Source organism: Sinomonas sp. B1-1 (genome assembly GCF_050474465.1).
GTDB lineage: Bacteria > Actinomycetota > Actinomycetes > Actinomycetales > Micrococcaceae > Sinomonas > Sinomonas flava.
Genome location: NZ_JBCHVF010000012.1, coordinates 48,739 through 61,108, shown reverse-complemented (window position 1 = coordinate 61,108; position 12,370 = coordinate 48,739). Strand labels below are relative to the sequence as shown.

Here is a 12,370-nt window from a genome sequence, read left to right as displayed (position 1 = left end):
CGCCCCGCGCGGCGCCCGCGGATAGCCCCGGCGCGCGAACGCGCGATGCGGCCTGGACAGCCTCGGGCACACACTCGGTCCATGGACATCACCCCAGCATCCCCCCACCGCGTGATCCTGCTTCCCGGCAGCGTCCTCCCCGCCGCGCCGGCCTACGGCGCGCTCCTCGCCGCGCTCCGCACCAGGCTCGGCGACGCGGTCCAGGCCGTCGCGAAGGACCTCGAGGTGTACTCCGGCCCGACGCCACCCCGGGACTACTCCCTCGACGCCGAGGTCGCCGGCGTCCTCCGCACGGCCGACGGCCTCGGGTGGGACACGTTCCACCTCGTCGGCTACTCGGGCGGGGGAGCCTCCGCGCTCGCCGTCGCCGCGAAGCACCCCGAACGGCTCGAGTCGCTCGCACTCCTCGAGCCCGCGTGGGCGGGCCGGTGGGGGTGGAGCGCGGCGCACCGGGCGCTGTGGGAGCAGTACCGCCAGCTCGAGGGGCTCGGCCCGGAGGACTTCATGCGGCGCTTCGTCCGGCTCGGCGTCCGTCCCGGGGTCACCGCCGGGCTGCCCACCGGCGGCGGCGAGCAGCCGCCGTGGATGGCCCAGCGGCCCGCCGGCATACGCGCCTTCCTGGCCACCTTCGCCACCTACGACTTGGACCGGGAGGCGCTCGCCCGGTTCGACCGGCCGGTCTACTTCGCGCTCGGGGCGCTCTCGAATCCGGACGACTACGGCGAGATCGCCGAGCGTCTCTCGGCCGTCTTCCCACACTTCCGGCTCGAAGTCTTCCCTGGCCGCCACCACTTCGATCCCCCGCACCGGGTCGAGCCGGAACGCGTGGCGGCGTCGCTAGCGGCGCTCTGGGCGGAAGCACGCACTACTCCGGCGCGCAGCACGCCGGCAGGCCCAAGCAAGGCTTCCACTTCGCCGAGCGCCAGCGGCGTGCGGATGGAGGCGTGAGATGGAGCCGACGCGCAGGATGACTGTCGCCTCCGCAGACGGGACGCTGATCGCCGTCTGGATCACCGGGGTGGGCCCGACGCTGCTCGCGGTCCCCGGAACCGCGGCCGACCACACCGCGTGGGACCGGGTTGTGCCGCTCCTGGCGCCACACGCGACAGTCGCCGTCGTCGACCGTCGCGGCCGCGGCGAGAGCGGGGACGTCGAACCCTACCGGATCGGGCTTGAGGTGGACGACCTGGTCGCCGTCGCCGCCGCACTCCCCGGCCCGGTGCACCTCTATGGACATTCGTTCGGCGGATACCTCGCCCTGCACGCCGCACCGCGGGTTCCGAACCTCGCGAGCCTCGCGCTGTACGAGGGCGGACTCCTGCCGCGCGGTGTGCAGCTGTTCTCGGCCTCATTCATCGCCGAGCTGGACCGGCTCGTCTCTGCCGGACTCCGGGAACAGGCACTCGACCTCTTCATGCCCCATGCCGCTGGCTTGCGAACCTCGGAGCTGGCCGCTCTCAGGGCGCAGCCGAACTGGCAGGGGCGGCTCCGGTCGGCGCACACCATCCCGCGCGAACTCAGAAGCCTCGCCGAGCACGGCGCCGATCCAGTGCCGACAGAGCAGATCGCGGTGCCTGTGCTGCTCATCGTCGGGGCCGAGACCGAAGCGATGCGGCGGTCCTGGTTCGAATCCATGGCCGGCCTCTTCGCGGACGCCCGGGTTGCCGTGCTTCCGCGGCAGGGCCACGCCGCCCACATGACGGCCCCAGAGCTCCTCGCGGGAGCCCTCGCGGAGTTCGTAGGCACGGGGACGGCCGCCACGGCCCGCTGATCTCCCCGCCGCCCCGGCCGCGGCACCCCCCCCAGCGGTCCAGCCGCGGGACGCCGAGGCTCGCGGGACGCCGAGGCTACGGTGGACCCATGCACGCCGAACCCCACCCGATCACGGGCCAGCCCTTCGACTCGCCCGTGCCGCCGGGGACGGGGTGGCCGGGCGACCCCGCGACGGCGCAGACGCCTGTGGCGCACACCGCGGCCGAGGCCGCGAGCCTCGCGGCGTCCGCCTCCACGGTCCGCGACCTCGATGCCCTCAGTTCGGTGTGCCGGGCATGCCCCCGCCTGGTCGCGTGGCGCGAGTCGGTGGCCGTCTCGGGGCGCCGGGCCGCCTTCGCCCATCAGCCGTACTGGGGCCGGCCGGGGCCCTCGTTCGGCGACGCGTCGGCGTCGCGCCTCATCGTGGGCCTGGCACCGGCGGCGAACGGCACCAACAGGACGGGACGGATGTTCACCGGAGACCGCTCCGGCGACTGGCTCTACGCGGCACTGCACCGCACCGGCTTCGCAAACCAGCCCGCCTCCACGGGCGCCGGGGACGGGATGGTGCTCACCGGGGTCCGCATCGTCGCCTCAGTGCGGTGCGCCCCGCCCGAGAACCGGCCGACGCCGGCCGAGCTCGCCGCGTGCGGGCACTGGCTCGACCGCGACCTCGGGCTCACCGCCGCATCCCCGGGGCTCGACGCGGTCGTGGCCCTCGGGGGAGTGGCGTGGAACGCCGTGCTCGCCGCGGCCCGGCGGCTCGGCTGGGCCGTGCCCCGGCCCAAGCCGCCGTTCGGGCACGGCGCCGAGGCGCGGCTCGGCCTGCCGAACGGCGGCGAGGTGCGGCTCCTCGGCTGCTACCACGTGAGCCCGCACAACACCTCGACCCGCAGGCTCACCGAGGAGATGCTCGACGCCGTGCTCCGCCGCCTGTGAGCGGACCCGCCGCCGGCGGGCGGCGGCAGGCCACGCGCCGTCGTGCGGGATGGGGGCGGTACAGCCTACGGCCGTGCGGCGAACCGCTCGAGCAGGTCCACGTGGCCGGACACGATCAGCATGTCCCGGCTCGTGACCTTGGTGTGGGGCTGCGCGTACGTGAAGTCCTCGCCGGGGCTCTTCACGCCGACGATGGTCACGCCGTACTTCGAGCGCACCGCCGATTCGGCCAGCGTGAATCCCTGGGTCTCCTTGGGCGGGTACATCTTCACGATGGCGAAGTCGTCGTCGAACTCGATGAAGTCGAGCATGCGACCGCTCACGAGGTGCGCGGCGCGCACCCCCGCGTCCGCCTCCGGATAGATCACGTGGTTCGCCCCGATGCGGGCGAGGATCTTGCCGTGCGAGGGCGTGATCGCCTTCACCCACAGGTGCTCGATGCCGAGGTCCACCAGGTTCGCCGTGATGAGCACCGAGGACTCGATCGAGGTGCCCACCCCCACCACCGCGGACTGGAACTCCTGGGCGCCCAGCTGCCGGAGCGCGTCGATGTTCGTCGCGTCCGCCTGCACCACATGCGTGAGCGTCCCCGACCACTTCTGGACGAGGTCGACGTCGCGCTCGATCGCGAGGACCTCGCGGCCCTGCTTCACGAGCTGCTCGGCTGTGGCGGACCCGAACCGGCCCAGGCCGACCACGAGCACGGGCGCGTTGGGATTGGGGCGGCGGCTCGCGGCCGCTGCAGAGGTAGTGGGATTAGCCAATGATCGGCCTCTCTTCCGGGTAGTGGTACAGCTGGATGCGCTGTCGCACCGCGAGGGCGGACGCGAGGGTGATCGTGCCGAGGCGGCCGGCGACCATCAGGCCCGTCAGGACGTACATGCCGGCCGGCGGTGACTCGGCGCTCAGGCCGGAGCTCAGCCCACAGGTCGCGAAGGCGGAGATGACCTCGAACAAGACCCTGTCGAGGGACTGCTGGGTGATCGCGGACATGAGGAACGAGCCCACGAGCACGAGGGTCGCTCCGGCGACGATGACGGAGATCGCCACCCGCAGCGCGCTCTGGGGGATGGTCCGGCCGTAGACCTTCACGTCGGAGTCGCCCCGGCCCTCGGCCACGATGGCCAGGAACAGCACGGCGATGGTCGTGACCTTGATGCCGCCGGCGGTCGACGCCGAGCCGCCGCCGGCGAACATGAGCGCGTCGGTGAGCAGCTGCGTGGTGCCCTCCATCTGGTTCTGGTCCACGAGGTTGAAGCCGCAGGAACGCGTCATGATCGACGCGAAGACGGCATGGATGAGCTTGTCGCCCACTCCCATGGCGCCGATGGTGCGCGGGTTGTCCCATTCCATCCAACCCCACAGCACGCTCCCGACCAGGACCAGGATCGCCGAGACCTGGATTGTCAGCTTCACGTGGAGGGTCCACTTCGACCAGCGCAGCCCGGACTGGCGCAGCCCGAGGATCACGGGGAAGCCGAGCGATCCCACGAAGGCTCCGACGGACAGCGGCACGAGGATCCAGAGGTCCTCCTCGTACGGGACGATCCCGTCGGAGTGCGGCGTGAAGCCCGCGTTGTTGAACGAGGAGATGGAGTAGAAGACCCCGTGCCACACCGCCTGCCACCAGTCCTCGCCCAGGCTCAGGAACCTCCCCGTGAGCACGACGGCGAGCGAGCCCTCGATCACGACCGACGTGATGATGACGATCCGCAGAAGCTCGCCGACCTCCCCGAGGCGGCTCGAGTTGTTCAGCGCCTCCTGGGCGATGAGCTTGCTGCGCAGGCCCAGCCGGCGGCTCACCATGAGGGTCAGGAGCGAGGCGATCGTGAGGGTTCCGAGGCCTCCGACGAAGATGGCCAGCAGGATCACGAACTGGCCGAAGAACGACCAGTGCACCGCCGTCGAGACGACCGTGAGGCCCGTGACGCACACCGCGGAGGCGGCCGTGAACAGGGCCTCGTGCAGCGGCGTGACCGCGCCGTCGGCCGCCGAGACCGGCAGCGAGAGCAGGAAGGTGAAGACGACGATCACGACGGCGAACGCCAGCATCGCGAGGCGGGCGGGGGAGGACGCGGCGAGCCGGTCGACGACGTCGCGCAGCCCCGTGAGCGGACCGAGGCCCTCCCGGTCAGGGGCTGGATGCCATGTCGGCGGGGTCTCGGGCATGGAATGCGCGTCCTGTGGAGGTCCGGGCAGCCCGGGTGCCGGGCGGCGCTACGTGTCACAGTAAACCACCAACCGCCCGCGGGAGCGGGACGGGGAGGCCCTTCCGGTAGCCTAGGCGCATGTCCGAAGGTGCACCGCCGCAGCAGGCTCCGACGTCTGCGAGCGCCGTGGTCCGGACGGAGTACACCACGCGCGTGGTGTGGGGCGAGGACCTCCTCGAGTACAACTTCGGCAAGCACCATCCCATGAGCCCCACGCGCCTCGACCTCACGGCTCGACTGTGCCGGGAGCTCGGCCTGTTCGACCTCCCGCGGGTGAGCGTCGCCGAGCCCTATGTCGCCTCCGACGACGAGCTCGCCACCGTGCACACGCGCGAGTACGTCGCCGCCGTCCGGCGGGTGAGCGCCGACCCGGACCGGCCCGAGCCGGAACGCGGCCTCGGGACCGAGGACGATCCGGCGTTCGCCGGGATGCACGAGGCGAGCGCCCGCATCGTGGGAGGCTCCCTCCTCGCCGCGGAGGCGATCCTCGAGGGCTCCGCGGTCCACGCCGTGAACTTCGCTGGCGGCATGCACCATGCAGCCGCGGACCGCGGCTCGGGCTTCTGCATCTACAACGACGCCGCGGCCGCGATCCAGCGGCTGCTGGACCGGGGCGTGGGGCGCGTCCTGTACGTCGACGTCGACGCCCACCACGGCGACGGCACCGAGCGGATCTTCTGGGACGAGCCGCGGGTCATGACCATCTCGCTCCACGAGAGCGGCCTGACGCTCTTCCCCGGGACGGGCTTCCCGAGCGAGGTCGGCGGACCCGGGGCGGAGGGCACGGCGGTCAACGTGGCCCTGCCCGCCGGGACGCGCGACGTCGGGTGGCTGCGCGCGTTCCACGCCGTCGTCCCGCCGCTCGTGGAGGCTTTCCGGCCGGAGGTGATCGTCAGCCAGCACGGCTGCGACGCCCACCACCTCGACCCCCTCACCAATCTCAAGGTCACCGTCGACGCCCAGCGCGAGCTCGCCCTGTCCGTCTCGGCCCTGGCCCGGCGGTTCTGCGACGGCCGGTGGATCGCCACCGGCGGGGGCGGGTACGAGGTCGTGCAGGTCGTGCCGCGGGCGTGGGCCCATCTCGTGGGCATCGCCGCCGGCCACCCGGTCCACCTGCAGACGCCCACGCCGCAGCCGTGGCGCGACTACGTCCGCGAGCGGTACGGGAAGGACGCCCCGACCCTCATGGGGGAGGGCGCGGACACCTGGTGGCGTTCGTGGGAGATCGGCTTCAACCCCAACGATCCGGTGGACCGGGCGGTGATGGCCACGCGCAAGGAGGTCTTCCCCCTGCACGGCCTCGACCCGTGGTTCGACTGAGCGGGTGGAACAGGCGGCAGGGTCAAGGGGGCGCTCGACAGTGGGTAGGCTGGAGGCATGGTGACTGACATCTTCGCCGTCATCGCGGACCGCACCCGCCGGGACATCCTGGACACGCTGCGGTCGGGGGACAAGGCGGTGGGCGAACTCGTCGAGGCGCTGGCTGCGAGCCAGCCGACGGTGTCCAAGCACCTCAAGGTCCTCCGCGACGCCGGCCTCGTCACCACCCGCGCCGTGGGACAGAAGCGGTACTACACCCTCCGGCTCGAGCCGCTCGACGACGTCGGCGCCTGGCTCGCCGGCCTGCGCACGACGCCGGAGTCCCCGGCTCCCGACGCCTCCTCGCCCGCCGCGGCGGCCGAGGATGGCACGCGGGGTCGGGACGGCCTCGCGTTGGCGGGCGGCGTTGCTCTGGCGGACGCCACGGTTGCGGACGCTGCCTTCGCCGCGGCGGACGGCCGGCACGCTGACGATGGCCTCGGCGCCGCCGACAGCCTGGCGAGCCCGATGGGCCGTCCGGAACCGGCGGCGGCTGAGGTCCGGGAGGCCCCGCTGGCACGGGCCGAGCCGATCGAGGCGACCACGACGACCGGCGACGAGCTCGTCCTGGTGCCGGCCGCCGTCGTGCCTGCCCCGGTCCAGAAGCCGTCGGCGGCGGGCGACCACAGCCGGCCTGCCCAGATCCAGCGCACGGTGGAGCGCACCGTGGAGCGTGCTGCCGCCCGCGCCACCGAGATCATGGCGAACCTGCCGAAGTTCGGGCGCCGGGGCAAATAGGCGCTAGGGTCTTTCGGCCCTGTCCGGGGCGCCGGCGATTCGGCGATCCTATGGAAGACGCGCCTCCCTTCGATGACGGAGGCCGAACCGTGCATGCGGCAAGGGACCGAGGACGTCCCGCAGTCCTGCTTGGCGGCGCGACGTTGCCTCGCCTCAGGCCTCAACCCCCGGTCCACTGCTCACGACCGTGACGCCCTCCGGGGCCCGACCGAAGCCGAGGACTGAAGACATGCATCGAGCCACCGCCCGTCCGTCCGCCGCCCAGCACCCCGCCCCCCACACCGGCGGGCCTCACGGAGGCGGTCCTCACCCCGGTGAAGGGGGACTCGTGCTGCCGCACCGCGCCGAGCTGCACTCCCACGGGTCGCGCGAGCGCCGGGCCCACGGACGCGGGCTGGAGAGCCTGGTTCAGGCCGGGCTCAGCCATGAGGACGCCCAGGCCCAGATGGTCCGGCTTGCCGCGGGAGACGTCTGGGGAGGCTGACCCCCACGGCGCCCGTCAGCGCCCGCGCCGGGGCCTGGTTCAGGGCCTCGGCGCGGCGATCGCGGTCGAGAGCCTGTGGGCCTCCGCCAGGAGCAGTTCGCCGAGCTCCTCGCGCCGCCCGGGCCGGAAGCGCGGCTCGATGCCCGTGAGCGACAGCGCCCAGGCGGGGCGCCCGGCCGGGTCGAACACCGCTGCCCCGAGGCCGTAGGACCCTTCCACGACGAGTCCCGGATTCACCGAGTAGCCCAGCTCGCGCGTCTGGGCCAGCCGATCCCGCAGGGGACCAGCCGCGTGGGTGGGCCCGAAGCGCTCGGTGCGCTCGCCGTCGTCATCGATGATCGCCTCCGCCTCCGCCTCGGGCAGGAAGGCGAGGATCGCGATGCCCGCCGACGCGACGCCGAGGGGGAAGCGCACGCCCTCGTAGAGCACGAACGAGCGGACGGGGAAGCTGCCCTCTTCCCGGGCCAGGCAGACGGTCTCCTCGCCGCGGCGGATCGAGAGGAACGCGGATTCGCCGGTGGCCTCGGCGAGCCGGCGCAGGGCGGGCCGGGCGAGGTGCTCGACGGCGAAGCGGCCGGCCGCGACCGTGCCCATGACGTAGAGCTCGGGCCCGAGGTGCCATCGGCCGGATGCCTCGTCGAGGTCGAGGAGGCCGTTCGCGGCCAGGGCCTTGAGGAGCCGGTGGACCGTCGGGCGGGAGAGGCCCGAGGTGCGGACGATCCCCGGGAGCGAGAGGCCGGTGCCGCCCGCCTTCGCCACGATGCGCATCAGCAGGGCGACCCGTCCCACCACCTGCGTGCCCTGGATATCGCTCACGATGCGCTCCTCCCGGAAATCAGCCACATTGTGGACATTCTAGGGGTGGACTGCCATCAAGTGAACACTTGGGCGGGGGAACGGTTGTGACGCACGCGACATCCTGCCTAGGCTCGCTCATCAGAACAGTCCACAACGTGGATAGACCGCCAGCTCGAGGAGGAGCACATGCCCACGCTGCACACGGACGCCACCGAGGCCCTGGCCGGAGCGCTCGCCGACGGGATGACGCTAGCAGTCGGAGGCTTCGGCCTCAGCGGGATCCCCGCCGACCTCATCGACGCCGTCCGCGACTCGGGGGTCCGGGACCTCACCGTCGTCTCGAACAACATGGGTGTCGACGGGAAGGGCCTGGGCGTGCTCATCGAGGCCGGCCAGGTCGCGAAGGTCATCGCGAGCTACGTCGGGGAGAACAGGCTCTTCGCGGAGCAGTACCTCGCCGGACAGCTCGAGGTCGAGTTCACGCCGCAGGGCACCCTCGCCGAGCGGCTCCGCGCGGGCGGCGCGGGCATCCCGGCCTTCTACACGAAGACCGGCGTGGGCACCCTCGTCGCCGAGGGGAAGCCGCACGAGACGTTCGACGGCGAGCTGTACGTGCGGGAGCGGGGGATCGTGGCCGACGTCGCGCTCGTCCACGCGCACACCGCGGACACCGCGGGCAACCTCGTCTACCGCTACACCGCCCGGAACTTCAACCCCGTCGCCGCGACGGCAGGCCGGCTCACCATCGCCGAGGCCGAGCACATCGTGCCCGCCGGGGAGCTGGACCCGAACCACATCGTTACCCCCGGCGTCTACGTCCAGCGGCTCGTCCAGGCCACGGAGCGCGTGAAGCACATCGAGCAGGTGACGACCCGCCCGCGGCCAGAGGCCCAGAAGGCGGCGGCCACCGTCGCCGGCTGACCCCCTGTCTCCCTCTGGGGGGTCACCTCCTGAGGGTCACCTTAGGTGACCTCCAGAAGGTGAACTCCAGAAGGTGACCTCCAGAAGGTGACCCCCAGAACCTCACTTACAGACTTCGACTTCCCAAGGAGACCTCCATGCCCTGGACCCGCGACGAGATGGCGGCCATCGCCGCCACCGAGCTTTCCGACGGCGACTACGTGAACCTCGGGATCGGCATCCCGACCCTCGTGGCCAACCACCTGCCTGATGGCGTGACCGTGCACCTTCAGAGCGAGAACGGTCTGCTCGGCATGGGCCCGTTCCCCTACGAGGGCGACGAGGACGCCGACCTCATCAACGCCGGCAAGCAGACCGTGACCATCCTTCCCGGCGGCTCCATCTTCGACTCGGCGACGAGCTTCGGCATGATCCGCGGCGGACACGTCAAGGTGGCGATCCTCGGCGCCATGCAGGTCTCCGGTTCCGGCGACCTCGCGAACTGGCAGATCCCCGGCAAGATGGTCAAGGGCATGGGCGGGGCCATGGACCTGGTCGCCGGGACGCCACGCGTCGTCGTGCTCACCGAGCATGTCGCCAAAGACGGCACCCCCAAGATCGTCGCCGACTGCACGCTCCCCCTCACGGGGGTCGGCGTGGTGGACCGCATCATCACGGACCTCGCGGTCTTCGACATCGTGACGGCGCACGACGGCGCGCGGCGGCTGACGCTCGCGCGGCTCGCCCCCGGCGTCGGGATCGAGGAGCTGCGGGAGAAGACCGGCGCGGCCTTCGACGTCGACCTCGAGGCCGCCGCCGCAACGGGCACCGAGGCCCTCGCGGAGGCGACCCGCTGATGCCGCTCAAGGACCAGTTCGGAACGGACGTCCTCATCGCCGGGTGGGCCCACACGAGGTTCGGCAAGCTCGAGGGCGAGACGCTGGAATCGCTCCTCGTCGCGGCGGCAGGCGAGGCCATCGCGAACTCCGGGCTCGAGCCCGGCCAGATCGACGAGGTCTATGTGGGCACCTACAACGCCGGCATGGTCCCGCTCGCGTTCGCCTCCTCGCTCGCGCTGCAGGTCTCGGACGAGCTGGCGAACGTACCGGCGACCCGCGTGGAGAACGCCTGCGCCTCCGGGTCCGGGGCGTTCCAGCAGGGCGTCAAGGCGCTCCTGGCGGGCACGGCCCGCAACGTGCTCGTGGTCGGGGCCGAGAAGATGACCGCGGCCGGGCCCGAGGTCGTGGGCGCCGCGCTGCTGGGCGCGGGCTACGAGTCGGCGGGCCACCCGTCGCGCACGGGCTTCACCGGCCTGTTCGCCGAGGTCGCCCGGGCGTACGAGGACCGTTACGGCCCCGTCTCGGACGTGCTCGGCTCGATCGCCGCCAAGAACCACCGCAACGGCATGGCCAACCCGTACGCCCACATGCACCGGGACTTCGGCGAGGAGTTCTGCCGGACGGTCTCCGAGAAGAACCCGATGGTCGACGCGCCGCTGCGCCGCACCGACTGCTCGCCGGTGTCCGACGGCGCCGCTGCCCTCGTCCTCTCGGCCGGCCACGCGCCGTCGGGCGCCGCGGCCGCCCCCGTGCGCGTGGCTGGCTTCGGGCACGCGAACGACTTCCTCCCCGCCGCCAAGCGGGACCCGCTCGAGTTCGCGGGCAGCCGCGCCGCGTGGGCCCGCGCCCTCGGCATGGCGGGCGTCGGCCTCGCGGACCTGGACCTCGCCGAGGTGCACGACTGCTTCACCATCGCTGAGCTCATCATGTACGAGGTGATGGGCCTGGCCGAGCGGGGGAAGGGGAGCGTGGCGGTCGGGGACGGGTCGGTGTACCGCGGCGGCCGGCTGCCGGTGAACCTCTCGGGCGGGCTGAAGGCCAAGGGCCATCCCGTCGGCGCGACGGGGGTGTCGCAGCATGTGGTCGCAGCCATGCAGCTGTCCGGGACGGCGGGGGAGATGCAGCTGCCCGGGGCCGGGCGGGCGGCGGTGCACAACATGGGCGGTCTCGCGATCGCGAACTATGTGAGCGTGCTCGAGGCCGTTTGACACGGCTGGGGCCCGCCCCGATCCCCCACTGTAGGGGATCGGGGCGGGCCCCGAGACCGTCCTGAGCCGGGTCGCGCCGGCTCCTATTCCGCCGGCCGCTCGCCGCGGTTCTCGCGCAGGGCCTCGCCGTCGCGGATCATCTGCTCCTCCTGCTTCTGCCGCTTGTCCGAGGCCTTGGTGTCCTTCGGTGGCAGCTGGAGCGTCTTCTCCGCCTCCATGCCGGCCTGGAGCTCGCGCCCACGCTCGACCTCGGCGTCGAACTCCGCACCGAAGAGCAGGGACATGTTCAGCAGCCAGACCCACAGGAGCAGGATGATGACGCCGCCGAGTGCGCCGTAGGTCTTGTTGTAGTTCGCGAAGTTGGCCACGTAGAAGCCGAACCCGGCCGTGGCGATCGCGAAGACCAGGAGCGCGATCAGGGAACCGAGGCTCATCCAGCGGAACTTCGGCTGGCGCACGTTCGGCGTGAAGTAGTACAGGACCGCGATGAGCGAGATCGCGAGGGCGATGGCGACAGGCCACTTGGCGATGTCCCAGACCATCACCGCCACGTCGCCGAGCCCGATGGCGCCGCCCACGGCCTTGGCCACCGGCCCGCTGAGCACCAGCATCGCCGAGACGACGGCCGCGACGACGACGCCGGCGACCGTCACGCCGAGCATGGTGCCGCGCAGCTTGATGAAGGGCCGCCCCTCGTCGATCTCGTAGATCCGGTTCATGGCACGGCCGAACGCTCCCACATAGCCCGAGGCGGACCAGAGGGCGCCCACGACGCCGCCGACGAGCGCGAGGCCGGCGGCGGGGCTGTGGACGAGCTCTTCGATCGGCTTGCGGACCGTGTCAGCCGTCGATCCCGGCGCCACACTCTCGATGATGTCCATCACGCCGTTGGTTGTCGTCTCGGCCTGCCCGAAGAGGCCAAGGAGGGAGACCAGCGCGAGAAGCGCTGGGAAGAGGGAGAGGATGCCGTAGTAGGTCAGGGCCGCGGCGAGGTCGGGGCACTGGTCCCGGCTGAACTCGCGGAACGTCTTCTTGACGATGAACTTCCACGAGGGCTTGGTGACCTTGGACGGACTCTTCGGCTTCCGGGAGTCATTGGGGTCCGGCGCCGTCATCTCCTTGTCGGTGCTTGCGGTGCTCGAG

General features: G+C 72.0%; 13 protein-coding genes. 9 read left to right on the top strand and 4 right to left on the bottom strand.

What is annotated here, in order from left to right; all coding sequences use genetic code 11:
- Positions 1-81 precede the first annotated feature (81 nt).
- From ACQ5BE_RS15585 to ACQ5BE_RS15575, 3 genes are all read left to right on the top strand, one after another.
- On the top strand, positions 82-948 hold the full coding sequence (locus tag ACQ5BE_RS15585) for an alpha/beta fold hydrolase (RefSeq protein WP_430297917.1): 867 nt from the start codon (positions 82-84) through the stop codon (positions 946-948).
- Between the two features lies 1 nt (position 949).
- A complete protein-coding gene (locus ACQ5BE_RS15580; RefSeq protein ID WP_430297916.1) occupies positions 950-1,771 on the top strand; it encodes an alpha/beta fold hydrolase in 822 nt (273 codons plus the stop codon).
- Between the two features lie 89 nt (positions 1,772-1,860).
- Positions 1,861-2,691 carry a uracil-DNA glycosylase gene (locus ACQ5BE_RS15575; protein WP_430297915.1) on the top strand — a complete coding sequence of 277 codons (831 nt, stop codon included), beginning with the start codon at positions 1,861-1,863 and terminating at the stop codon, positions 2,689-2,691.
- Between the two features lie 65 nt (positions 2,692-2,756).
- Here ACQ5BE_RS15575 and ACQ5BE_RS15570 read toward each other — a convergent pair whose 3' ends face one another.
- Complete coding sequence (locus ACQ5BE_RS15570) at positions 2,757-3,395, bottom strand: potassium channel family protein (protein ID WP_208713080.1); 639 nt, start codon at positions 3,393-3,395, stop codon at positions 2,757-2,759.
- Between the two features lie 52 nt (positions 3,396-3,447).
- Positions 3,448-4,860, bottom strand: coding sequence for a TrkH family potassium uptake protein (locus tag ACQ5BE_RS15565; RefSeq protein WP_430297914.1), 1,413 nt, complete (start codon positions 4,858-4,860; stop codon positions 3,448-3,450).
- Between the two features lie 119 nt (positions 4,861-4,979).
- Here ACQ5BE_RS15565 and ACQ5BE_RS15560 point away from each other — a divergent pair, with 119 nt between their 5' ends.
- The 3 genes from ACQ5BE_RS15560 to ACQ5BE_RS15550 all read left to right on the top strand — a co-directional run bounded on the left by ACQ5BE_RS15560 (position 4,980) and on the right by ACQ5BE_RS15550 (position 7,482).
- Positions 4,980-6,221, top strand: a complete 1,242-nt coding sequence (locus ACQ5BE_RS15560) for an acetoin utilization protein AcuC (RefSeq protein ID WP_430297913.1) — start codon at positions 4,980-4,982, stop codon at positions 6,219-6,221.
- Positions 6,222-6,278: 57 nt separating this feature from the next.
- A complete protein-coding gene (locus tag ACQ5BE_RS15555) occupies positions 6,279-6,998 on the top strand; it encodes an ArsR/SmtB family transcription factor (protein ID WP_430297912.1) in 720 nt (239 codons plus the stop codon).
- 328 nt (positions 6,999-7,326) lie between these two features.
- A complete protein-coding gene (locus tag ACQ5BE_RS15550; RefSeq protein ID WP_430297911.1) occupies positions 7,327-7,482 on the top strand; it encodes a hypothetical protein in 156 nt (51 codons plus the stop codon).
- Between the two features lie 39 nt (positions 7,483-7,521).
- On the opposite strand, the gene ACQ5BE_RS15545 is transcribed toward ACQ5BE_RS15550, so the two are convergent.
- The gene (locus tag ACQ5BE_RS15545) at positions 7,522-8,250 is read right to left on the bottom strand and encodes an IclR family transcriptional regulator (RefSeq protein ID WP_425564437.1); all 729 of its coding nucleotides are present in this window, start codon (positions 8,248-8,250) and stop codon (positions 7,522-7,524) included.
- A 216-nt stretch (positions 8,251-8,466) separates the two neighbouring features.
- Between ACQ5BE_RS15545 and ACQ5BE_RS15540 the strand changes: the two genes are divergently transcribed.
- The 3 genes from ACQ5BE_RS15540 (at position 8,467) to ACQ5BE_RS15530 (ending at position 11,227) form a co-directional block, all read left to right on the top strand.
- Positions 8,467-9,201 carry a CoA transferase subunit A gene (locus ACQ5BE_RS15540; RefSeq protein WP_430297910.1) on the top strand — a complete coding sequence of 245 codons (735 nt, stop codon included), beginning with the start codon at positions 8,467-8,469 and terminating at the stop codon, positions 9,199-9,201.
- Positions 9,202-9,338: 137 nt separating this feature from the next.
- Entirely contained in the window at positions 9,339-10,037 is a 699-nt protein-coding gene (locus ACQ5BE_RS15535; RefSeq protein WP_430297909.1) for a 3-oxoacid CoA-transferase subunit B, read from the top strand.
- Positions 10,037-11,227 carry an acetyl-CoA acetyltransferase gene (locus ACQ5BE_RS15530; protein ID WP_430297908.1) on the top strand — a complete coding sequence of 397 codons (1,191 nt, stop codon included), beginning with the start codon at positions 10,037-10,039 and terminating at the stop codon, positions 11,225-11,227. The genes ACQ5BE_RS15535 and ACQ5BE_RS15530 overlap by 1 nt, the downstream gene beginning before the upstream one ends.
- 83 nt (positions 11,228-11,310) lie before the next feature.
- On the opposite strand, the gene ACQ5BE_RS15525 is transcribed toward ACQ5BE_RS15530, so the two are convergent.
- Positions 11,311-12,342: a YihY/virulence factor BrkB family protein gene (locus ACQ5BE_RS15525; RefSeq protein ID WP_430297974.1), complete on the bottom strand. Its 1,032-nt coding sequence runs from the start codon at positions 12,340-12,342 to the stop codon at positions 11,311-11,313.
- Positions 12,343-12,370 lie beyond the last annotated feature (28 nt).

Excerpts from the sequence above, each read along its gene's own strand:
- ACQ5BE_RS15585 (WP_430297917.1), top strand. The coding sequence starts at position 82 with ATGGACATCACCCCAGCATCCCCCCACCGCGTGATCCTGCTTCCCGGC.
- ACQ5BE_RS15580 (WP_430297916.1), top strand. The coding sequence starts at position 950 with ATGGAGCCGACGCGCAGGATGACTGTCGCCTCCGCAGACGGGACGCTG.
- ACQ5BE_RS15575 (WP_430297915.1), top strand. The coding sequence starts at position 1,861 with ATGCACGCCGAACCCCACCCGATCACGGGCCAGCCCTTCGACTCGCCC.
- ACQ5BE_RS15565 (WP_430297914.1), bottom strand. The coding sequence starts at position 4,860 with ATGCCCGAGACCCCGCCGACATGGCATCCAGCCCCTGACCGGGAGGGC.
- ACQ5BE_RS15560 (WP_430297913.1), top strand. The coding sequence starts at position 4,980 with ATGTCCGAAGGTGCACCGCCGCAGCAGGCTCCGACGTCTGCGAGCGCC.
- ACQ5BE_RS15555 (WP_430297912.1), top strand. The coding sequence starts at position 6,279 with ATGGTGACTGACATCTTCGCCGTCATCGCGGACCGCACCCGCCGGGAC.
- ACQ5BE_RS15545 (WP_425564437.1), bottom strand. The coding sequence starts at position 8,250 with ATGCGCATCGTGGCGAAGGCGGGCGGCACCGGCCTCTCGCTCCCGGGG.
- ACQ5BE_RS15540 (WP_430297910.1), top strand. The coding sequence starts at position 8,467 with ATGCCCACGCTGCACACGGACGCCACCGAGGCCCTGGCCGGAGCGCTC.
- ACQ5BE_RS15535 (WP_430297909.1), top strand. The coding sequence starts at position 9,339 with ATGCCCTGGACCCGCGACGAGATGGCGGCCATCGCCGCCACCGAGCTT.
- ACQ5BE_RS15530 (WP_430297908.1), top strand. The coding sequence starts at position 10,037 with ATGCCGCTCAAGGACCAGTTCGGAACGGACGTCCTCATCGCCGGGTGG.
- ACQ5BE_RS15525 (WP_430297974.1), bottom strand. The coding sequence starts at position 12,342 with ATGACGGCGCCGGACCCCAATGACTCCCGGAAGCCGAAGAGTCCGTCC.